General features: G+C 71.7%; 21 protein-coding genes. 13 read left to right on the top strand and 8 right to left on the bottom strand.

Translation table 11 applies throughout. The features are described 5' to 3' along the window. Positions 1–193: 193 nt before the first annotated feature. Positions 194–2,356, bottom strand: a complete 2,163-nt coding sequence (locus ACZ4SA_RS00405; RefSeq protein WP_468267820.1) for a S9 family peptidase — start codon at positions 2,354–2,356, stop codon at positions 194–196. Between the two features lie 167 nt (positions 2,357–2,523). Here ACZ4SA_RS00405 and ACZ4SA_RS00410 point away from each other — a divergent pair, with 167 nt between their 5' ends. The 4 genes from ACZ4SA_RS00410 to ACZ4SA_RS00425 all read left to right on the top strand — a co-directional run bounded on the left by ACZ4SA_RS00410 (position 2,524) and on the right by ACZ4SA_RS00425 (position 6,615). Then, the gene (locus ACZ4SA_RS00410) at positions 2,524–2,718 is read left to right on the top strand and encodes a hypothetical protein (protein WP_005312422.1); all 195 of its coding nucleotides are present in this window, start codon (positions 2,524–2,526) and stop codon (positions 2,716–2,718) included. A gap of 88 nt (positions 2,719–2,806) precedes the next feature. Further along, complete coding sequence (mshB, locus tag ACZ4SA_RS00415; protein WP_468267825.1) at positions 2,807–3,694, top strand: N-acetyl-1-D-myo-inositol-2-amino-2-deoxy-alpha-D-glucopyranoside deacetylase; 888 nt, start codon at positions 2,807–2,809, stop codon at positions 3,692–3,694. Positions 3,695–3,837: 143 nt separating this feature from the next. Beyond that, a complete protein-coding gene (locus ACZ4SA_RS00420; RefSeq protein WP_468268434.1) occupies positions 3,838–4,242 on the top strand; it encodes a DUF6113 family protein in 405 nt (134 codons plus the stop codon). Positions 4,243–4,476: 234 nt separating this feature from the next. Continuing rightward, complete coding sequence (locus ACZ4SA_RS00425) at positions 4,477–6,615, top strand: hypothetical protein (protein WP_468267828.1); 2,139 nt, start codon at positions 4,477–4,479, stop codon at positions 6,613–6,615. 247 nt (positions 6,616–6,862) lie between these two features. On the opposite strand, the gene ACZ4SA_RS00430 is transcribed toward ACZ4SA_RS00425, so the two are convergent. Together ACZ4SA_RS00430 and ACZ4SA_RS00435 are read right to left on the bottom strand one after the other, a co-directional pair. Then, positions 6,863–7,687 carry a transglutaminase family protein gene (locus tag ACZ4SA_RS00430; RefSeq protein WP_468267831.1) on the bottom strand — a complete coding sequence of 275 codons (825 nt, stop codon included), beginning with the start codon at positions 7,685–7,687 and terminating at the stop codon, positions 6,863–6,865. Positions 7,688–7,699: 12 nt separating this feature from the next. Further along, positions 7,700–8,695: a GNAT family N-acetyltransferase gene (locus ACZ4SA_RS00435; protein WP_468267834.1), complete on the bottom strand. Its 996-nt coding sequence runs from the start codon at positions 8,693–8,695 to the stop codon at positions 7,700–7,702. Positions 8,696–8,808: 113 nt separating this feature from the next. Here ACZ4SA_RS00435 and fdxA point away from each other — a divergent pair, with 113 nt between their 5' ends. Together fdxA and dapC are read left to right on the top strand one after the other, a co-directional pair. Then, positions 8,809–9,129, top strand: a complete 321-nt coding sequence (gene fdxA / locus ACZ4SA_RS00440; RefSeq protein WP_003985062.1) for a ferredoxin — start codon at positions 8,809–8,811, stop codon at positions 9,127–9,129. 102 nt (positions 9,130–9,231) lie between these two features. Continuing rightward, entirely contained in the window at positions 9,232–10,326 is a 1,095-nt protein-coding gene (dapC, locus tag ACZ4SA_RS00445; protein WP_468267837.1) for a succinyldiaminopimelate transaminase, read from the top strand. A 183-nt stretch (positions 10,327–10,509) separates the two neighbouring features. On the opposite strand, the gene ACZ4SA_RS00450 is transcribed toward dapC, so the two are convergent. Continuing rightward, positions 10,510–10,980, bottom strand: coding sequence for an ATP-binding protein (locus tag ACZ4SA_RS00450; protein WP_468267840.1), 471 nt, complete (start codon positions 10,978–10,980; stop codon positions 10,510–10,512). 295 nt (positions 10,981–11,275) lie between these two features. Further along, positions 11,276–12,238 (bottom strand): VldE C-terminal domain-containing protein, encoded by a 963-nt coding sequence (locus ACZ4SA_RS00455; protein WP_468268437.1) that lies wholly within the window; start codon positions 12,236–12,238, stop codon positions 11,276–11,278. A gap of 58 nt (positions 12,239–12,296) precedes the next feature. On the opposite strand from ACZ4SA_RS00455, the gene dapE reads away from it, so the two are divergent. Together dapE and ACZ4SA_RS00465 are read left to right on the top strand one after the other, a co-directional pair. Next, positions 12,297–13,376 carry a succinyl-diaminopimelate desuccinylase gene (gene dapE / locus ACZ4SA_RS00460; protein WP_468267843.1) on the top strand — a complete coding sequence of 360 codons (1,080 nt, stop codon included), beginning with the start codon at positions 12,297–12,299 and terminating at the stop codon, positions 13,374–13,376. Between the two features lie 90 nt (positions 13,377–13,466). Further along, positions 13,467–14,216 carry an LOG family protein gene (locus ACZ4SA_RS00465; RefSeq protein WP_468267846.1) on the top strand — a complete coding sequence of 250 codons (750 nt, stop codon included), beginning with the start codon at positions 13,467–13,469 and terminating at the stop codon, positions 14,214–14,216. Between the two features lie 119 nt (positions 14,217–14,335). On the opposite strand, the gene folP is transcribed toward ACZ4SA_RS00465, so the two are convergent. Further along, positions 14,336–15,196, bottom strand: coding sequence for a dihydropteroate synthase (folP, locus tag ACZ4SA_RS00470; RefSeq protein WP_468267849.1), 861 nt, complete (start codon positions 15,194–15,196; stop codon positions 14,336–14,338). Positions 15,197–15,328: 132 nt separating this feature from the next. Between folP and ACZ4SA_RS00475 the strand changes: the two genes are divergently transcribed. Together ACZ4SA_RS00475 and ACZ4SA_RS00480 are read left to right on the top strand one after the other, a co-directional pair. Further along, entirely contained in the window at positions 15,329–15,682 is a 354-nt protein-coding gene (locus tag ACZ4SA_RS00475; protein WP_468267852.1) for a DivIVA domain-containing protein, read from the top strand. 5 nt (positions 15,683–15,687) lie between these two features. After that, positions 15,688–16,275, top strand: coding sequence for a DNA-3-methyladenine glycosylase I (locus ACZ4SA_RS00480; RefSeq protein ID WP_468268440.1), 588 nt, complete (start codon positions 15,688–15,690; stop codon positions 16,273–16,275). A gap of 169 nt (positions 16,276–16,444) precedes the next feature. Here the strand turns inward: ACZ4SA_RS00480 and chcB are convergent, their stop codons facing one another. Then, complete coding sequence (chcB, locus tag ACZ4SA_RS00485; RefSeq protein WP_468267855.1) at positions 16,445–17,245, bottom strand: 2-cyclohexenylcarbonyl CoA isomerase; 801 nt, start codon at positions 17,243–17,245, stop codon at positions 16,445–16,447. A 312-nt stretch (positions 17,246–17,557) separates the two neighbouring features. Between chcB and ACZ4SA_RS00490 the strand changes: the two genes are divergently transcribed. Next, entirely contained in the window at positions 17,558–17,725 is a 168-nt protein-coding gene (locus ACZ4SA_RS00490; RefSeq protein WP_003966491.1) for a DUF3117 domain-containing protein, read from the top strand. Positions 17,726–18,251: 526 nt separating this feature from the next. On the opposite strand, the gene ACZ4SA_RS00495 is transcribed toward ACZ4SA_RS00490, so the two are convergent. Next, on the bottom strand, positions 18,252–18,929 hold the full coding sequence (locus tag ACZ4SA_RS00495; RefSeq protein WP_468268443.1) for an O-methyltransferase: 678 nt from the start codon (positions 18,927–18,929) through the stop codon (positions 18,252–18,254). Positions 18,930–19,061: 132 nt separating this feature from the next. Here ACZ4SA_RS00495 and sigE point away from each other — a divergent pair, with 132 nt between their 5' ends. Continuing rightward, positions 19,062–19,832, top strand: a complete 771-nt coding sequence (sigE, locus tag ACZ4SA_RS00500; RefSeq protein WP_468268446.1) for an RNA polymerase sigma factor SigE — start codon at positions 19,062–19,064, stop codon at positions 19,830–19,832. After that, positions 19,829–20,791, top strand: coding sequence for an anti-sigma factor family protein (locus tag ACZ4SA_RS00505; RefSeq protein ID WP_468267858.1), 963 nt, complete (start codon positions 19,829–19,831; stop codon positions 20,789–20,791). Before sigE ends, ACZ4SA_RS00505 begins: the two co-directional genes overlap by 4 nt. The last annotated feature ends 26 nt before the right edge of the window (positions 20,792–20,817 follow it).

The raw sequence follows: 20,817 nt of genomic DNA on the forward strand, positions 1-20,817 counted from the left end.
CTGCCGGGGCCGGCTTTCCGGGTACCGGGTCCGGGTCTCCGCAGTCCCGCCGCGACGGCCCCGGCTCCCCGCAGTCCGGACCCGGTTACGGCTATCCGCCGCCTGGTGCATCGGGCGGCGGCTTCGGGCCGCCACCGCCTTCGTCACCACCGCCCAACTGGTAGCCGGCTGCCGGGCCCTGCCGGGCGGCGCCTCAGCCGAGCCGGAGCGAGCGCTGGAGGAAGTCGACCTGGAGCAGCAGCAGGTTCTCCGCGATCTGCTCCTGCGGCGTCATGTGCGTCACTCCGGTCAGCGGGAGCACCTCATGCGGACGTCCCGCCGCAAGCAGCGCCGACGAAAGCCGCAGGGTGTGTGCCATCACCACATTGTCGTCCGCAAGGCCATGGACGATCATCAACGGCCGGACGGGATCTTCCGCAGTGGTCAGACCGGCATCGGTGACCAGTGAGTTCGCCGCGTACACCTCGGGCTGCTCGGCAGGGTCGCCCAGATAGCGTTCGGTGTAGTGGGTGTCGTAGAGCCGCCAGTCGGTCACCGGGGCGCCCGCCACCGCCGCGTGGAAGACGTCCGGCCGTCGCAGCACCGCCGATGCCGCCAGGTAACCGCCGTACGACCAGCCGCGGATCGCGACCCGCTCCAGGTCCAGTGGGAAGGAGCCGGCCAGCGCCTGCAGCGCCTCGATCTGGTCGTCCAGCGTCAGTGCGAAGTCGCCGCCGATCGCCTTCTCCCAGCCCGGGGAGGGGCCGGGGGTGCCCCGGCCGTCGGCGACGACCACGGCGAAGCCCTGCTCGGCGAACCACTGCGAGGTCAGATACGGATTGTGTGCGGCGAACACACGTTGGCCATGGGGTCCCCCGTAAGGGTCCATCAGCACCGGCAGTGGACCGTCCGACTCCTGGTGACCGGACGGCAGCAGCACCGCGCACGGAATCCGCCGGGCACCCGCCTGTGTGAGCACGGGCCGGGCGCGCAGCACCGGCTGCTCCGCGTAGGAGGCGACGACGGCGATCTGCTTGCCGTCCCGCAGGACCTGCACGGATGTGCCGCTCACATCGGGCCGGGACGACGCCATGACCGTCACGCTGCCGGCGCGCACCGCAGAGTGCACTCCGGCGCCCTGCGAGACGCGCTCGATGCCCAGCTCGTTGACCCGGTACACGTGGATCTCGCCGGTCTCCGGCTCCGCGGCCTCCTCACCGGCCGCCGCGGACACGAGCACGTCGCTCTCGCCGATGTCCAGGACGGCGCGCAGCTGCAACTGCGCCCCGGTCAGCACCCGGTCGCCGACCGCGAGCACGCGAGCCCCGCCCTCGTCCGCGATCCGCACCAGCCGCCCGCCCCCGAAACCGCGCGCGTACGACGACTCGGGAGCCCAGGCCGGGACGCCGGGGAACAGTTCCAGCCACGCCGCGTCCTCGTCGACGTGCACGGTCCGCGTCGCGCCGGTCGCCGGGTCGACGGCCAGATGTCTCTGGGTGCGCTGATCGCGCGACTGCACGAGCAGCAGCGGGGGGCCGGCGGCCGACCAGTGCACACGGGCGAGGTAGGGATAGCTCCTCCGGTCCCAGCTCACCTCCGTTCGCTGCCCGTCCAGGGTGACGAAGAACAGCCCGACGCCGGCGTTGGGCGTCCCCGCGGCCGGATACGCGACCCTCGACGGTTCCTGGTCCGGATGCGCCGGATCGGAGATCCACCAGCGGCGCACCTCCCGCTCGTCGACCCGGGCCACCAGCAGCCCGTCCGAATCAGGCGCCCACCAGAAGCCGCGCGAGCGGCCCATCTCCTCGGCCGCGACGAACTCCGCGAGCCCGTAGGTGACCTGCGCGTCATCCGGCTCTGCGAGCGCCCGGTCCCCCTGCCCCTCCGCGCCCGTCACACGCAGCGCCCCGCCGGCCACATAGGCGATAAGCCGGCCGTCGGGGGACGGCCGGGGGTCCAGGACCGGTCTTGGCGTGGTGAGTTCACGGGCGGTCCCGGCACGGAGTTCGGCCGTGAACAGCCGGCCGGAGAGCGAGAAAGCCGCCAACTCGACGTCCCGGTCCACCGCGTAGCCGACGACCCCGGCCGAACCTTCCCTGCTGCGTTCGCGCCGGGCGCGCTCCTCGGCGGACAGTTTCTCCGCCGAGCCGCCCAGCAACTCCCGGGGATCCGCGGCCGGCCGCTCCTGCGGCTGCCCGCCGGCCCCGTCCAGGTCGAGCACCCACAGCAGCCCCGACCGGTCGGTTCCGGAGGCGGAGCGCAGGAACACCACCCGCGACCCGTCCGGCGACACCGTGAAGGCGCGGGGGGCGCCCAACGTGAAGCGCTGGGTCCGCGCGGACTGACGCGGAAAGGAGGGCGGTTGCGTCGACGTCATGCGACCGAACCTTAGGGGGTGTGCGCCCCCATGTGCTGCTGTGCACCGATCGATGCGTAGGCACGGATAGTTATGATCCGTAGCGCAAGGTGGGTATGAACCTCCTGGCACATGTCCTGGCACATGCAATTGGACCGTCCCGACCGAATATGTGGAGGTGAACCGCCGTGGCACTCTCGATTTCGGCGGTGGTGCTGCTGGCGATCGTCGTCTTCCTGCTGATCCGGAAAGCCGGTCTCAAGGGCGGACATGCGGCGGTCTGCGTGCTGCTGGGGTTCTATCTCGCCAGTTCGTCGGTGGCGCCGACCATCACGGAGCTGACGACCAACGTTGCCGGGATGCTCGGGGGCATCAAGTTCTAGGGGGTCCCAGGAGCGCCGGACCAGTCGGTGGCGCGGCGGGTCGAGCCTCACCCGTTCTGTCGAGCCTCACCCGTTCTAGGGTGTCCGTATGAAGGATCTTCCCGCCCGTCGACTGCTTCTGGTGCATGCCCATCCGGACGACGAGTCGATCAACAACGGCGCCACGATGGCCCTGTACGCGGCCGCGGGCACTCAGGTCACGCTGGTGACCTGCACCCTCGGTGAGGAGGGCGAGGTCATTCCCGCCGAGCTCGCCCACCTCGCCCCTGACCGGGAGGACCGGCTGGGGCAGCACCGCATCGGCGAACTGGCTGCCGCGATGAAGGAGCTGGGGGTCGCGGACCACCGCTTCCTCGGCGGGCCGGGCCGGTACCGGGACTCCGGGATGATGGGGCTCGAGCAGAACCACCGGGCAGGCGCGTTCTGGAGCGCGGACGTGGACCAGGCGGCGGGGTATCTCGTGGAGATCATCCGCTCGGTGCGTCCGCAGGTTCTGGTGACGTACGACCCCGACGGCGGGTACGGGCACCCAGACCACATCCAGACGCACCGTGTCGCCATGCGGGCGGCCGAGCTGGCGGCGGAGCCCGCCTTCCGACGCGATCTCGGCGAGCCGCATGCCATCGCCAAGATCTACTGGAACCGCGTCCCCCGGTCCGCGGCGGAGGAGGGCTTCGCCCGGCTGCGCGCCATCGGTGCGGACTTTCCCGGCATTGCGGAGATCGGCGACATCCCCGGTGTCGTGGACGACTCCGACATCACCGCGGAGATCGACGGCACGGCGTACACGGACCGGAAGGCGGCGGCGATGCGGGCACATGCCACCCAAATCGCCGTGGACGGCCCTTTCTTCGCGCTCTCGAACGATCTGGGGCAGCCGTTGTTCACCACCGAGTACTACCAGTTGGTTGTCGGCGAGTCCGGGGCGGAGCCCGGTGAGCGGGAGAACGACCTTTTCGCGGGGGTTTCGGTATGAGCGGCAACCGGGGCGAACGGGGCAACCGGGGTAATCGTGCGGACAGTAGCCGGGGCGGCCGGGGCGGCCGGGGCGGCCGGGGCGGCCGGGGCGGTCAGGACGGCCAGGGCAGCCGAGGCGGTCAGGACGGCCGGGGCAAGGCCGTGCCCGAATCGTGGCTCACCCGTCGCCCCGAAGCCCCGAGGCCCGGCCGGATCGCCGCCTACCTGGCGCTCATCGTGCTCGGGGCGGTCGTCGGCACGGCGGGCTCGCTCGTCCAAGCGGCCTGGTTCCCGGGCGGGTTGCTGCTGGCGCTGCTCGCCTCCGCGGGACTGTTCCTCGGTTCGCTGCGGGCGACGGGCACCCAGCTCGGCGCGGTCTCCTCGGCCGCCGGCTGGCTGGCGGCGATCGTCGTCCTCAGCACCGGACGCCCCGAGGGGGACGGCGTGTTCGCCGCCGGGATCGGACCGCTCGTCTACATGCTCGGCGGCATGGCGATCGCTGTGATCTGTGCCACCATGTCGCGGTTGTCGCAACCCGGCGGCGGGCCGGGCCGACTTGGCGGATAGACGCTGACAGGACCCCAGCAAGCAGCCGGTGGGACAGGCCCCCTATGGTGGGTCGCCCCACGGGGTGGGAAGCCGCCGAACTGACCATGCCCGTACGGTCGGCGGAAAGCCGCTTCCCGCAGTCCCCGGGCGTCCGTCCGCCGCGGCCAGTATGGTGGTGCGCGCCGCCGAGCCGCCCGCAGCAGTAGCTATCCAGTAAGAAACGGGCGGCGAAGCCAACCGGGAGAACCTGCTTTGAGTCGTGAAACTGACAGTTCGTCCTCCGGCCCCCAGGGGCGCGGTGGAGCCGCGTACCCCTCCGGGACACCGCCGTACGGATCGCGCCAGTATCCGTCGCTGCACCCGCAGGGCGCTCCGGACGAGGCCGCGCAGCCGGCAGCCGAGCAGCAGCCGGAAGAGCCCAGGACCGAGACGACGCTGACGACGCGTATCCGGATCAACATCCCGGGCTCGCGGCCGATCCCGCCGGTCGTGATGCGTACACCGATGAGCGACGTGGACGCCGGCGCGCGTTCGGGCTCGAGGTCTGATGCCGGCGGGTCCGGTGGTTCGGGTTCCGCCGCCGCGACCGAGCGCGAGAGCGGGCGTACGGGCAGCACGCCGCGGCCCGGAGCTTCGCAGGAGACGACGGAGCCGTCGTCGCCCTCGTCGCCCGCGGCCGAGGAGAAGCCCGCCACCAGCGACTGGTTCGCGCCGCGCAAGCCGGCGGCGGGGGCCACCGGCTCGGCCGGACCTGGCGGATCCGCGTCGGCTCCGGGTGCCGGCTCCGGTAACCCGCAGAGCGCGGGCGGCCCGAACGGTCCGGCCCCTTCGGCCCCGCGTTCGGGCCTCGCGGCCCTCGCCGAGCAGGCGGGATCCCCCGACGTGTCCACCGGCCCGGCCGGTTCCCGGCCCGGCGCCCCCGGCGGCCCCGGCCAGGGCAACGGCTTCGCCCCTGGACGCAGCACGCCGCCGCTGGGCGTCCGCCCGCCGGGTGGTGCCCCGGACCGTTCCGGCGCTCCTGCAGGACCGACGTCCGGCCCGGCCACCGGCAGCATGCCGCTCGGCCCCCGCACCGGCCGCCCGGCGCCGGAGGTCGGCGGCCCGGGCGCGGGCGCGCCCCGGATGTCCGACGACACGGCCGTGCTCACCCCGCAGAAGCCCGCGCAGCGGGACGGCGGTGGCAATGTCTCCGGTGACACGCTCACGAGCGGCATCCCGGTGGTTCCGGCGGAGCACCGGTCACCGTTCTCGTCACTCGGCGGACCGCAGACCGGCCCCGGTACCGGTCCCAACCCGCTCCTGACCCAGCCGGGCCCGCAGGTCGACGGCGGTGACTTCTCGGTACCGGAGTTCCCGGCCGGTCCCGGTGGCGCCGGTGGTCCCGTCGCCCCCGGGAGCGTGGACGCCCCTCGGCCCGCGCCCCGGCCCGCGCCCGCCCCCGCGAAGAAGGGCCGCTCCAAACTGGTGCTCGCCGGCGTCGGCGTGGTCGGACTGCTCGGCATCGCGTACGGCGCCGGGCTGCTGCTCAACCACTCCGACGTGCCCAAGAGCACCACGGTCCTCGGCGTCGACATCGGCGGCGGCACGAAGGACGAGGCGGTCAACAAACTCGAAGCCACGCTCGGCGACCGGGCCAAGGCTCCGCTGCAGCTCTCCGTCGCAGGCAAGGAGGCGGAGCTCCCCCCGGACAAGGCCGGTCTCTTGCTGGACAGCCAGGCCACCGTCCGTGCCGCCGCGGGCAGTGACTACAACCCGGTCTCCGTCATCGGCTCGCTCTTCGGCGGCGAGCGCGTCGCCGAACCGGTGATCCTCGTCGACGAGGAGAAGTTGAGCGTCGCGCTCGCCGACCTCGCGGGCACCGCGGGCTCGTCCGGCGACGGCACGATCCGCTTCGAGCCCAACAAGGCCATCGCGGTACCGGGCAAGGCGGGCCAGTCCCTGGACGTCGCCCGCTCGATGATCTCGGTCAAGGACGCCTACCGCGCCCAGGTCGAGACAGGCAGGCCGAACGTGGTGGAGCTGCCGGTCGCGACCCGTGAGCCCACCATCACCCAGGCCGAGCTCGACCGGGCGATGAGGGAGTTCGCGGAGCCGGCGATGTCCGGCCTGATCACGATCAAGGCGGGCGGCAAGTCGATCCAGTTCGGCCCGGCGAAGTCGCTGCCGAAGATCCTGTCGATGAAGGCGATCGACGGCAGGCTGGTCGAGGTCTACGACAAGCAGGCCATCGACACCCTGCTCGAGGGCGTCTTCGACGGAATCATGATCACCAAGGGCGACGGCAAGCAGCACGAAGTCTCCGCGGACGACGTGGCCCAGGCGATGGGCCCGGCCCTGCGCGGCAAGACCCCGGCGGAACGCACGGCGGTCATCGAGCTGAACCCGAGCTGATTCGCAGCTGCCGCAGTGGCCCCTTGCCCGGTCCGGGTGAGGGGCCACTGCGGCAGCTGCGTAACCGACTGGTTACTCGCTTTCGGCTCACTGTGATCGAGTGTCGGTGCCTCGCCGTACGGCATTCCGAGCCGTACGGCTCCGACGCCCTCTCGCCGCAAGCGATCCAGCCACTGGTTCCGGCGCTCCGGCGGCCCCGAGTTGGTCGCCGCGGTACAGCGCCTGGCCAGGGGCCCTGTGGCCAGACTCAGTTGAGTCTGGCCCGCGCCGCGCGGGCCTGGCCCCTGATCGTCTCCGCCGTCGTCGGCTCGACCGGCGCCACCACCTCCGCGTACGTCTCCATCTCGGCCGCGCCTGCCAGGAAGTCCCCTCGCTGCACGAGCACCTGGGCTCGTTCGTAGCGGAGGCGGGCCGGGCGGGAGGGGAGGAGGAGCAGGAGGTCGAGGGCCCAGAGTGCGACCGCGGAGTGTTCCGGGCGGAGGGCTGCCCAGGCGCGGATGTTGTTGAGGATGCGGGAGACCACCGCCAGCGGGTCGGCGGGGGTGAGCATCGACGGGGTCAGAGGGCTTCCCGTGGCGCCGGTGACGAGTAGCTCGGCGTCCTCGGCCGTCAGCAGGCGGCCGGCGGCGAAGGGATCGGCGAGCACCTGTTCCCCGGGGTCGCCGAAGCCGACCACAAAGTGGCCCGGGAGGGCGACTCCGTAGACGTGGGCGCCCGCCCGGCGGGCGACCTCGATCCAGACCACGGAGAGCAGGATCGGCAGGCCGCGCCGGCGGTTGAGCACGTGGTGCAGGAGCGAGGACTCCAGGTTCTGGTAGTCACCTGCCGTGCCGTGGAAGCCTTCGCGGCCGCCCAGCAGGTCGGCGAGGGCCGCCGCCCACGCTTGCGTACCGCTCAGGCCGTACGGGAGCAGTCCGGCGAGGCGGTCCAGTTCGATCTGGGCCGCGTCCATGCCCGCCTCGTCCAGTGACGGGTCCGCCTCCGCCCCGATGAGCAGACACAGCGTCGTGAGGTCGGGCCGCTCCGCGCGGGCCTCCTCGGCGAAACGGGACCGCCGGTCGTTCTCGTGCATACGCGGCCTGCCCTACAGCGCCCGGTAGTGGTGGTAGTGATGGTGGATGCCGAAGCCCATCGCTTCGTACAGGGCGCGCCCGCCGTCGTTGTCGGACTCCACCTGCAGCCAGGCCGCCGAGGCGCCCTCGTCGAGTGCCTGGCGCCCCAGGGCGGCCATGACGGCCGTGGCGAGCCCCTGGCGCCGGAGCGCCGGGTCCACCTCCACGGCCATGAAGCCGGCCCAGCGTCCGTCGACCACACAGCGGCCGATGGCCGCCGGGACCTCACCGGCTCTGGGCACGGTCGCGAACCACACCGAGGGGCCACTGCCCAGGACCTGGAGCACATGTGGTCCGGGCACACCGAACCGCTGGTAGCGCCGTAGCCACGGTTCGTCGACGGTCCGGGAGAGCCGGACACGGGAGATGTCGGCGTCCAGGTCGCCGACCGCCGCCAGCCCTCCGACCTGCACCTGGGCCGTGACCTCGCGCCTCCAGCCCCGCGCCTCGAGCTCCGCGCACAGTGCCTCCTGTGTGCCTGCCGCACCGGTCGCCGTCTGGATGTACGCCGGCAGACCGCGAGCCGCGTACCAGTCCGCCACCCGGGCCAGCGCGGCGTCGGCGGGCAGTCCGGGGTCGCCGAGCGGCAGCACGGAATTGGCACGCCGGGTGAACCCGCCCGCGGCCCGCAGCTCCCAGTCGCCGAGCCGCTCGCGCTCCACCGGCTGCCAGGCACGCGCCGTGACCCTGGCGAGCTCGGTGAAGTCCGCCGCGGGGCCCCTGCGCCGGGCCGGCGCCGCCGGTACGATCTTGCCCGCGATCAGGGACGATTCCGGGATGCGGACACTCTCACCTGTCCGGCGTGTGATCAGCAGCACACCGGCGTTCCATGATGTGAGAACACCAACGGTGTCGGTGAACTTCGCGACCGGCGCTTCAGCGTCGCTCAAGCATCGGACGGAGACGCGTTTGCCCACGTCATCAGGTGTAATACGGACCTCGAGTCGTCCGCCCGCAGTGAATTCCACGCTGTGGGAGCCCCTCCTGTTCGGTTCGTCGCCAAGAACGGAGATACTAGGGGTGGGCATCGACGACGCCGCGCTCCCGCGCAAGCCAGCCCTTACCGAGGAGGAACGACAGCGTGACATACGTCATCGCGCAGCCTTGTGTCGACGTCAAGGACAAGGCATGCATCGAGGAGTGCCCGGTCGACTGCATCTACGAGGGCTCCCGATCCTTGTACATCCACCCGGACGAATGCGTCGACTGTGGTGCTTGTGAGCCGGTCTGCCCGGTCGAGGCCATCTTCTACGAGGACGACACCCCGGAGGAGTGGAAGGACTACTACAAGGCGAACGTCGAGTTCTTCGACGAGCTCGGTTCGCCCGGTGGTGCCTCCAAGCTCGGCCTGATCGAGCGCGACCACCCCTTCATCGCCGCACTGCCGCCGCAGAACGGCTGATCAGAACCGCATGTCCCCGGTCCCGTACGGTTCGTCGTCCGTACGGGACCGCGGCGTTTGGCGCGCCGGCGTCGACGCCCGTACCTGAAAGTGAGCGCCGCCGTGCCCGCAGTCTCCTCACGACTCCCCGTCTTTCCCTGGGACAGGCTCGAGCCCTACAAGGCCACGGCCGCCGCCCACCCCGACGGCATCGTGGACCTCTCGGTGGGCACCCCGGTCGATCCCGTTCCCGAGCTGATCCAGAAGGCCCTCGTCGAGGCCGCCGACTCACCGGGCTACCCGACCGTCTGGGGCACCCCCGCGCTGCGCGACGCGCTCGCCTCCTGGGTCGAGCGCCGGCTCGGGGCGGCAGGTGTGGCGCACACGAACGTCCTGCCGGTCGTCGGCTCCAAGGAACTGGTCGCCTGGCTGCCGACGCAGCTCGGTCTGGGCGCGGGCGACAAGGTCGCCCACCCCCGGCTCGCCTACCCGACGTACGAGGTGGGGACGCGGCTGTGCGGCGCGACGCCGGTGGTCTACGACGACCCCACGGAGCTCGACCCCGCAGGGCTGCGGCTGCTCTGGCTCAACTCGCCCTCGAACCCGACCGGCCGCGTGCTGGACAAGGACGAGCTGACGCGGATCGTCGCCTGGGCGCGGGAGCACGACGTGCTGGTCTTCAGCGACGAGTGCTACCTGGAGCTCGGCTGGGAGGCGGAGCCGGTCTCCGTCCTGCACCCGGACGTCTGTGGCGGCACGTACGACGGCGTGGTGGCCGTCCACTCGCTCTCCAAGCGGTCCAATCTGGCCGGCTACCGCGCCGCGTTCATCGCGGGCGACGCGGACGTGCTGGGCGAGCTGCTGCGGATCCGTAAGCACGGCGGGATGATGACCCCCGCGCCCGTCCAGGCCGCCACGGCCGCCGCGCTCGGCGACGACGCGCACGTCACCGAGCAGCGCGCCCGGTACGCGGCCCGGCGCACGGCCCTGCGCTCGGCCCTTGAGGGGCACGGCTTCCGGATCGAGCACAGCGAGGCCAGCCTCTACCTGTGGGTCACCCGCGACGAACAGTGCTGGGACACGGTCGCGTACTTGGCGCAGCTCGGCATCCTGGTCGCGCCCGGCGACTTCTACGGTGTGGCCGGCGAGCGTTTCGTACGGGTGGCGTTCACGGCGACCGACGAGCGGGTCGAGGCGGCGGTCAAGCGCCTCGGCTGAGCCGCTCAGGGCACGGAGCCCGGCAAGCCGGACGCACGACCGGCGGCACCAGGGCGCCCCTGCGCCACGGCGAGGGTGCGACAGCACCACGGCGAGATTGCGGCACCGCGAGACACTGCGTCGCCACGGGACACGGAAGGGCCCCGGGACTCCCGGGGCCCTTCGGCTCGCGCCGCCGTGCCGTCAGCCGCCGAGCGGAAGGCCGCCGAGGGAGCTGGTGGGCAGGCCGCCGCCGGTCAGCGAGTCGGTCGGCAGGCCGCCCTTGGCCGCACCGCCGACCAGGCCGCCCGCCTGCGCGGCAGCGTCGCCGCCGGCATTCTTGGCGACGGGAGCCGCCGACTTGGCTGCCTTGCCGACCGTCTTGGTCGCGACGGGGGCGGCCGACTTGGCTGCCTTGCCGACCGTCTTGGTCGCGACGGGGGCGGCCTTCTTTGCCGTCTTTCCACCGACCTGGCCGGCCACCTTGGTGGTCTCCTTCGAGACGCCGTCGACCGTGCCGCTGACGTTGTCCGCATCGAGGGCCGAGAGGCCGCCGACCGGCGTCTGCGGGAGTTCCACGGCGCCTGCGGAGCCGGCCGCACCGACCACGGGAGCTGCTCCCGCCGCGATGAGCAGCGCGGCACGGGCGATCCGACGGGTCAGGGGGAGGGACATGATGCTCCTTGAGACGAGAGGACGTTCGGAATGGTGCGTGTCCGGCGTTCGGACGTCCTGACAACCGCGGGAAGGCGGGGAGAAGTTGCGGTGAGGTGAGGTAAAGAGTTGGTAATGCGTCGCATTATCAGCCTCGGATAAAAACGGGCAAACGCTGCATTGCGCAGCCCCGTGCCGAACCGTCACTTCCCGCTGCTCGCAAGGGATTCGGTGTCCTGCGGGAGAGGGGCGCGCCCGGCTGGGAAGAGGCGTCGCCCGAGCCGACCGGACTGCCTCGTTCGAGGGGAGGTTCGGACTACTGAGCGATGCGGATGCGGACGTTCTCGGTGCCGCGTTCGGCGGTACCGGACGTACGCCAGCCCTCGTCCGACTTGTCGGCGCTCCACACCCGGCCCCCGTACGAGACCTCGTCGATGCGCAGTTCGTCCGCCCGCGCGACCGCCCAGTGCGCCAGCTCCCAGCCGCGCCTGGCGCCGGCGTCACCGCCCCCACCGCCCTGGCCACCGGGGTTGCCGGCCTCCTCGTCGCCCCCGCCTGCGGTCGCTCGGACCGGGACGGACACCTCGCGGGCGTCCACGTCGCCCCCACGGCCGCGGCCGCTTCCGTTCTTGGGCAGTGTCCCGGGCCCGAACGACCGCGCCAGCTCCGCCCGCACCTGCGCCGGATCGCCGCCCTGGCCGCCGTTCTTGGTCCCGCAGGTCAGGGTTGCGGAGGCCCGGCCCGTGAGGGCCGCCGCCAGCAGCGTGGCGTCCGGCTCGTGCTTCGCGTACGCCTGGGGGAAGCCGCTGCGCTGGACACGCTGCGCGGCGACGGTCAGCGGCAGCCGCGAGTAACCGGGCACTTCGGCGAGATGGTCGTAGAACTTCCCGGAGGCGTAGACCGGGTCGAGGATCTGCTCGGGTGTGCCCCACCCCTGGGACGGGCGCTGCTGGAACAGGCCGAGGGAGTCCCGGTCACCGTGCTTGATGTTGCGCAGCGCCGACTCCTGGAGCGCCGTCGCCAGCGCGATCGTGACCGCCCGCTCGGGCATGCCGCGCGTCGTGCCGACCGCGGAGATCGTCGCGGCGTTCCCCGCCTGCTCGGCCGTGAGCTCGTAAGACGGGCCGTCGCCCTCTGCCGTACGTACGGTGCAGCGGGGTGCCCCGCTCCCGGTGACGTACTGCACGACGACGTAACCGACGAGGGCCAGCAGCACGAGGAACGCGGCCGCGAAGCGCAAGGAGCGGCCGCGCCGGACGGGAGAGGCGGTCTCGGACACCCGCCCACCGTACTGGAGCCCGCGCAGGAGCCGGATGGGAGGCTCTAAGGTCTCAGACATGCCTGAGACCGCTCTTGACCTCACCCTCGACGCCCCCGCCCTGACCGCCGCCCTGGTCGACTTCCGCTCGGTCAGCGGTGATGAGAAGCCCCTCGCCGACGCCATCGAGGAGGCGCTGCGCGCGCTGCCGCACCTCGTCGTCGACCGGCACGGCAACAACGTCGTCGCGCGGACGCACCTCGGCCGGACCGAGCGGGTCGTCCTGGCGGGGCACATCGACACCGTTCCGATCGCCGACAACGTGCCGTCACGGCTCGACGAGAACGGCATCCTGTGGGGCTGCGGCACCAGCGACATGAAGTCGGGGGTCGCCGTCCAACTGCGTATCGCGGCGACCGTCCCCGAGCCCAACCGCGACCTCACCTTCGTCTTCTACGACAACGAGGAAGTGGCCGCACACCTCAACGGTCTGGGACATGTGGCCGAGGCCCACCCCGACTGGCTGGAAGGCGACTTCGCGGTTCTGCTGGAGCCCTCCGACGCCCAGGTCGAGGGGGGCTGCCAGGGCACGCTGCGGGTGCATCTCCGTACGGAGGGGGAGCGGGCACACTCCGCGCGCAGTTGGATGGGGTCCAACGCCATTCACGCCGCGGGCCCGATCCTGGCCCGTCTCGCCGCGTACGAGCCGCGCCGGCCCGTCATCGACGGGCTGGAGTACCGCGAGGGCCTCAACGCTGTCGGTGTTGAGGGCGGTGTGGCCACGAATGTCATCCCCGACGCATGCACTGTGGTGGTCAACTACCGCTACGCCCCCGATCGCAGCATGGCCGAGGCCGAGGCGCACGTTCGTGAGGTGTTCGCGGACTGCGGTGTGAGCGAGATCGTGGTGGACGATCACACAGGCGGGGCGCTGCCCGGCCTCTCGCACCCAGCTGCCGCCGCCTTCATGGAGGCTGTCGGCGGAACCGCCCACCCCAAGTTCGGCTGGACGGACGTCTCGCGCTTCAGCGCACTCGGCGTGCCCGCGGTCAACTACGGGCCGGGTGACGCGCTCTTCGCCCACAAGCGGGACGAGCACGTCGCCGCCTGGAAGATCACGCACTGCGAGGAGCGTCTGCGGAACTGGCTGACTTCCTGACACCGGCAGATCGCCCCGATTTCGCCCTTGGTAACGTTCGCCGACCTACCCTGACCCAAAGCAAGTGATGTTCGGCGGAGGGAGCAGGTCATGAGCAACCCCGAGGGATTGCGGGCGCTGGAGGAGCAGCGGCTGGGACCGGTACTGCGCCGCAGGGAACAGATGCAGCCGACCACGACCGACCAGCGGCTGCTCGACACCGAGGGCGACTCCCAGTGGGTGCACACCGACCCCTGGCGGGTCATGCGCATCCAGTCGGAGTTCGTCGAGGGATTCGGCGCCCTCGCCGAACTGCCGAGTGCGATCAGCGTCTTCGGCTCTGCCCGCACCCCGGCCGGCACACCCGAGTACGAGATCGGCGTACGGCTCGGCCGGGCCCTCGTCGACGCCGGGTTCGCGGTGATCACGGGCGGCGGCCCCGGGGCGATGGAAGCGGCCAACAGGGGCGCGCGCGAGGCCAAGGGCATCTCCGTCGGGCTCGGCATCGAGCTGCCCTTCGAGCAGGGCATCAACCCGCATGTCGACATCGGGGTCAACTTCCGCTACTTCTTCGTCCGCAAGACGATGTTCGTGAAGTACGCGCAGGGCTTCGTCGTCCTGCCCGGCGGACTGGGCACGCTGGACGAGCTGTTCGAGGCGCTCACACTCGTCCAGACCCGCAAGGTGACGCGCTTCCCGATCGTGCTCTTCGGGACCGAGTACTGGACCGGTCTGGTCGACTGGCTGCGCGACACCGTGGTCGCCCAGGGCAAGGCGTCGGAGCGCGACCTGCTGCTGTTCCACGTCACCGACGACGTGGAGGAGGCGGTGGCCATGGTCACCAAGGAGACGGGCAGATAGCCTGCGGCCCCCCGGGCCCCGGACGCGTCCGGGGCCCGTTACCGGCACCGGATTTCCGTATCAGGGGCCCTCGGCCGCGCTGTTCGGGCTGTGCGTCCGGTGGCGTGTCGGGCCTCGCGTCAGGCAAGGCCCCGGCGGGCGACCGCCGGCGGACGGTGGCCCGCGATCGCGGCCACCATGTCCAGCACCTGCTTCGTCTCCGCCACCTCGTGCACGCGGTAGACCTGCGCGCCCAGCCAGGCGGACACGGCGGTCGTCGCGAGTGTGCCCACCACCCGCTCCTTGACCGGCTTGTCGAGCGTCTCGCCGACGAAGTCCTTGTTGGACAGGGAGACCAGCACCGGCCAGCCCGTCCCGGTCATCTCACCGAGCCGACGGGTGGCCTCCAGGCTGTGCCGGGTGTTCTTGCCGAAGTCATGACCGGGATCGATCATGATCCCGTCCCGGCGTACGCCCAACTCGACGGCCCGCTCCGCGAGCGCGAGCGTCACCCGCAGAATGTCTGCCATCACGTCGCCGTACACGACCCGGTGCGGTCGTGTACGGGGCTCGGCGCCGCCCGCGTGCGTGCACACGAGACCTGCCCCGTACCGTGCGGCGACCTCAGCCAGTTTCGGGTCGACACCGCCCCACGCGTCGTTCAGCACGTCGGCGCCGGCCTCGCAGACCGCTGCGCCCACGTCGTGGCGCCAGGTGTCGACGCTGATCACCACGTCCGGGTGGCGCCGCCGCACCTCGGCGACAAAACCGACCGTGCGACGTGCCTCCTCCTCGGCGGTCACCTCCTCGCCGGGGCCGGCCTTCACCCCGCCGATGTCGATGATGGCGGCACCCTCGGCAACGGCCTGCTCGACCCGGGAGAGCGCGGGCTCGTCGCGGAACGTCGCACCCTGGTCGTAGAAGGAGTCGGGCGTCCGGTTCACGATCGCCATGATCACCGGCTCGTGCGCGTCGAACTCGCGCCGTCCCAGCCGCAGCATCCGCTGTTTCCTCCTCAGCTCGTTCGCCTGCGACCCTAACTGTCACTGTCCCGTGGCACGATCAGCACCGGAGAGTTTTCCGCTCGGGTAAGTTCCCCGGGGACGTACGGGAAGTTCGGGGAGAGGTCGCTCGTGTTCTGGTTCTTGCTGATCGCGATGGTCGTGGTTGTCGCGGCGGTCGCCATCGCCGTGGTCGGCGGCAGCGACAGCGCGGCCCTGCCCGAGGCGGCGCCGGAGCAGCTGGTGGACCCGCTGCCGGCGGACCGGCCCGTCGGCCGCGCCGACATCGACGCGCTCCGGCTCCCCGTGGGCATGCGCGGCTACCGCATGGACGACGTGGACGACGTACTGGGCCGCCTCGGCGCGGAGCTCTCCGAGCGGGACGCGCGCATCGCCGAGCTGGAGTCGGCGCTGGCCGGGGCGCAGGCCACGGCGGTGGGCAAGCCCGACATGTTCACCAAGCCCGGAGAGGACCCGGACAGGTGACCACCGTGACCGGTGCCGCCGTACCGGGCCCGGACGGCCGGCTGCGCTGCCCGTGGGGTCTGTCCACCGTCGACTACGTGGCGTACCACGACGAGGAGTGGGGCCGGCCGGTCCACGGCGACGACGCCCTGTTCGAACGGCTCTGCCTGGAGGCCTTCCAGTCCGGCCTGTCCTGGATCACGATCCTGCGCCGCAGGGAAGGATTCCGCAGCGCTTTCGACGGCTTCAGGATCGCCTCGGTCGCCGCGTTCACCGACGCCGACGAGGAGCGACTCCTCGCCGATGCCGGCATCATCCGCAACCGTGCCAAGATCCGGGCGACCCTGGCCAACGCGCGCGTGCTCGCCGACTGGTCCTCCGGCGAACTGGACCGTCTGGTCTGGTCGTACGCCCCCGATGCCGCGTGGCGCCCCGCGCCCCGCACGGTCGCCGACGTGCCGGCCGTCACCGACGAGTCCACGGCCCTGGCCAAAGAGCTCAAGAAGCGCGGTCTCCGCTTCGTGGGCCCGACGACGGCGTATGCCCTGATGCAGGCCTGCGGCCTCGTCGACGACCACCTCGCCGACTGCGTCGCGCGCGGCGGCACTCGCTAGTGCTGTGGCCGGAAGGGTTTGCCGGAAAGCTCGCGGCGTCCGGTGCGGTGCATCGCAAGGCGGAGGATCTCCCGCGTACTGGATGTACTTGGGTGATGCGACAACGCAGCGAGGTGCCGTGCCGGGCGTCGCGAGCCGGTGAATCTTTCCGGTCACAGCACTAAGCGTCTCAGCGGCCGATGTACCTGGGTGCCTCCTTGGCCAGGAACGCCTTCACCGCGATCGCGTGGTCCTCGGAGGCGCCCGCCTTCGCCTGCAACTCCTCCTCCTTGTCGAGCGCCTCGCTCAGCGAGCGGTCCGCGCCGTACGCCAGCGACTCCTTCAGAGCGGCGAAGGCGACCGTGGGCCCGTCGGCCAGGGCGCGGGCCACCGCGGCAGCCTGCGCGGCCAGCTCGTCCGCCGGGACGAGCCTGTTCGCGATGCCCCACTCGTACGCCTCCTGTGCGGAGAACGAACGCGGGAAGAGCAGCAGGTCGGCGGCGCGGCTCCGGCCGATCAGCCGCGGGAGCGTCCACGACACCCCGGAGTCGGCGGTGAGCGCTACACCTGCGAAGGACGTCGTGAACTTGGCTGTGTCGGCGACGACCCGGTAGTCGGCGGCCAGCGCGAACCCGAGACCGGCCCCCGCGGCCACGCCGTTGACCCCCGCCACGACGGGCTTCGGCATCTCGGTCAGGGCCCGGACGATCGGGTTGTAGTGCTCCCGGACGGTGCTCATGACGCCGCCGTCGCCCGACTCGCGGGCCGACGCGAGCAGCGACACATGCTCCTTGAGGTCCTGACCCACGCAGAACGCCTTGCCCGTCGCGGTGAGCAGCACCGCACGCACGGCGCTGTCGGCGGCAGCCGCCCGCGCGGCGTCGCGCAGGGCGACCTTCGCTTCCACGTTCATCGCGTTCATGGCCTCGGGCCGGTTGATCGTGATCGTCGCGAGTCCGTCGTTCACGTCGTACAGCACGGAGTCGGCCATGGCAGGTCCCCTTTTGTCGTTCTGACGGCAGTGTCGAAGCCAGCATGGCGGAGATCGCCGGAGGTGGACATGTGACCTGCGTCTAACAATCTTCGTCGGGTGGCGGGCGGGCGGTGGCGAAGTATCGCAGGCGGATCGCCGAATTGAGTGGTTTTGCGAGAGCGCGTTGCGTAAGCGATGCCGACTGATGTTGGTCTTTGGGTCCCGCCATGCGGGATAATGGCCTGGAAGCAATGTGTTCGATGCCGGTGACACAGCACCTCTCACGGGGCCGCCGGCTGCGATGAGCTGGTTTCAGGAAGGGGAACGAGCATGGCGGCCATGAAGCCGCGGACGGGCGACGGCCCGCTCGAGGTGACCAAGGAGGGGCGGGGCATCGTCATGCGCGTTCCGCTCGAAGGCGGCGGTCGTCTTGTCGTCGAACTGACTCCGGACGAAGCCGATGCACTCGGTGACGCCCTGAAGAAGGTCGTCGGCTGACGCGTCCTGATTCTCGACTGCCCCGGCACGCGAAAGCGTGCCGGGGCAGTGCGTTTCCCTGCCGGGGGCGCGCTGCCCCTGCAGAACCTGCGGTGCGTGGCCCTGCGGCCTGGTGGCCGGGGGTGCTGGTGTCTGCTCCGTCGTCGGGCTCCGGCGCGGGCACCGTGCGTCGGGGGCCGGCGGGGCTGAGCTTGCGCCCTCGTCGCGGCATGCCCGTGACTGCGCATGTTCGGGTTTCCGTCGGGGTTCGAGCCGGGGCTCGTCCTGGCGGCCGGGGGCCCGGCCGTGCCGGTGCCTGGTCCTCGGGCTCGGGCCCCGATTGCTGCGCCTCCTACGCCGGCAGGCGGGAGTACGCCCTCGCCGCACCAGGCACCTGCCGCGCAGCCCGCCGGGCGGCCTGCTGAGGGGCACCTCCCGCCGCGGACAGGCCGGAGGGGCGGGTCCGGGCGGAGCCCGGTTCGGGAAGGGGCGGGGTGGAGGAACGGCCCCGAGCGGCGGCCGCGCTCCAGCCCCGTCCCGGGCCGGGTCAGGCGCGGCGGACCGCGCAGAGAAGGCCGTCGCCGACCGGCAGGAGCGTCGGCAGCAGTTCCTGGCTCTCCCGGACCGCCCTCAGCAGCTCCCGCACCCGCAGTACCTCCGCCGGCTGCGCCGCCGAGTCGACCGTACGGCCCTCCGCGAAGACGCCCTCGAAGCAGACGAGCCCTCCCGGCCGCAGCAGGCGCAACGATTCCGCGAGATAGTCCAGCGACTCGGTCCGGTCGCCGTCGCAGAACACGAGGTCGTAGCCGCCGTCCGCCAGCCGCGGAAGGACGTCGAGCGCCCGGCCCGGGATGAAGCGGGCCCGGTTCGCGGCGAAGCCCGCCGCGCGGAAGGCCTCCTTCGCGAACTGCTGGCGCTCCGGCTCCGGATCGACGGTCGTCAGCACACCGTCCGGACGCATGCCCTGCAGCAGGTAGACCCCGGAGACTCCCGTACCGGTCCCGATCTCGGCGACCGCCTTCGCGTCGGCGGTGGCCGCCAGCAGTCGCAGCGCGGCGCCGGTGCCTGGAGACACCGAGGGCAGCCCTGACTCCCGGGCCCGGTCCCGGGCCCAGCGCAGAGCGTCGTCCTCGGCGACAAAGGCGTCGGCGAACGCCCAGCTCGTCTGCCGGTTGGCGGTAATGACCCTCTCCTGTCCCCGTAGTTGGCGCGACGCTGACTGTATCCGCTGCACCCGGGAACCCGCAGATGGGACCGGTCGTTGTTCAGGGCAGGTGGAAAGCACCTGGGTCGCGGCCGGAAGCCGGACCCAAATCCACGTAAAGATTCTTATCCGGAGCTAACGGGCGAGGTGGCTATGGTAGGGGCTCCGCTGGACACCACCAGAGCCGACAGGGGAGGTGCGGCTGCACCTGCGGATCGGGGAGGAGTGCTCCGGCGTCTTCTCAGGTCGGTGGGTGAGCCGAAATCCGTGACCAACACTGCTGACCGTTCTGTGCCCTCCGACTCCGTCACCACCGCGACCTTCGCATCGGATGCGGAATCGCAGGCGTGGACTCCTCCCACCTGGGAGGAGATCGTCAGCACGCACAGCTCACGGGTCTATCGCCTGGCGTACCGCCTGACGGGGAACCAGCACGATGCCGAGGACCTCACCCAGGAGGTCTTCGTCCGTGTGTTCCGATCACTGTCGACGTACACCCCCGGCACTTTCGAGGGGTGGCTGCACCGGATCACCACGAATCTCTTCCTGGACATGGTCCGCCGCAAGCAGCGCATTCGTTTCGACGCGCTCGGCGACGATGCGGCCGAGCGGCTGCCCAGCCGCGAGCCTTCGCCACAGCAGGTTTTCAACGACAGCCACTTCGACGCGGACGTCCAGCAGGCGCTGGACACTCTCGCGCCCGAGTTCCGCGCTGCCGTCGTGCTCTGTGACATCGAGGGCCTGTCGTACGAGGAGATCGCCGCGACCCTCGGCGTGAAGCTCGGCACCGTCCGCAGCCGGATCCACCGCGGCCGTTCCCATCTGCGGAAGGCTCTTCAACACCGCTCTCCGGAGGCCCGGGCGGAGCAGCAGCGCTCGCTCGCGGGTGCCGTCGGTCTGGCGGGGGAGGGTGGACCGGCGTGAACGGCACCAGTCCGACCCCCGCGGAGCAGCACCTGGGAGACCGGCTCGCCGCGCTTGTCGACGGTGAGCTCGAGCACGACGCCAGGGACAGGGTTCTGGCCCACCTGGCCACCTGTCCTCGCTGCAAGGCCGAGGCCGACGCCCAGCGCCGCCTCAAGAGCGTTTTCGCGCAGGCCGCACCGCCGCCTCTCTCCGAAGGGCTGCTCGCGCGGCTCCAAGGCCTGCCTGCGGGCCCTGGAGCCGGGGATGACGACGAGCCGGGCCCCTTCGGCGGAGGTCGTCTTGCGGGCGGGGTGTTCGGAGGGCCGAACCCGTCGGCGGGAAGACCCGCCGACCCCCGCGCGGAGATGTTCGGGTACGTCCCCGGCGGCGCTCACGCCGCCGTCCTGCCGGGTGCCGGGAGCGGCTTCCGGATCCACGAGGTGGGCCGTGCGGAGGCTGAGCGCTCGCCTTGGCGCGGCAGGCGGTTCGCCTTCGCGGCGGCCAGCGCCGTGTCGTTCGCCGCGATCGCCCTGGGCGGTGCGGTTCCCCTCGACATGGCACCGGACCCGGGTGCGCGCGGTCAGGGCGGCGGGAACAAGGTGACCCCGCTGCGCACCGCGACCCCGACCACCGCCACGACCGGCGTGAACACCGGGACCGGTGGTGGTGCCGCATCCGTCCGTGGCACGGACAGCGATCGTCGGCGCGGTGGCGGTGGCGGTGGTGGCCAGACCAGGCCGTCTTCCGGGCCGGTCGTCGCCGCTGTCCCCGTTGAGCCTGCCGGCCGCCCGCTGAACCGCCCGCTGGGGGTGTCGCCGTTGGCGCACGCTTCCTCGATGACGCCGGCGATACGGCCGACGGGGTCGGTGTTCCAGCTCGCGTCTGCGCCGGGGACCGGACCGACGGTCGATTCCGCCGTCGCCCCGTCTCCGGCGGCTCCGACGCGGCCCTCCCAGCCGCTGTCGCCCTTGCGCTGACGAGGCCCTGTCCGGGACCTGACCAG

It is taken from the genome of Streptomyces sp. NPDC027962, from assembly GCF_055566095.1.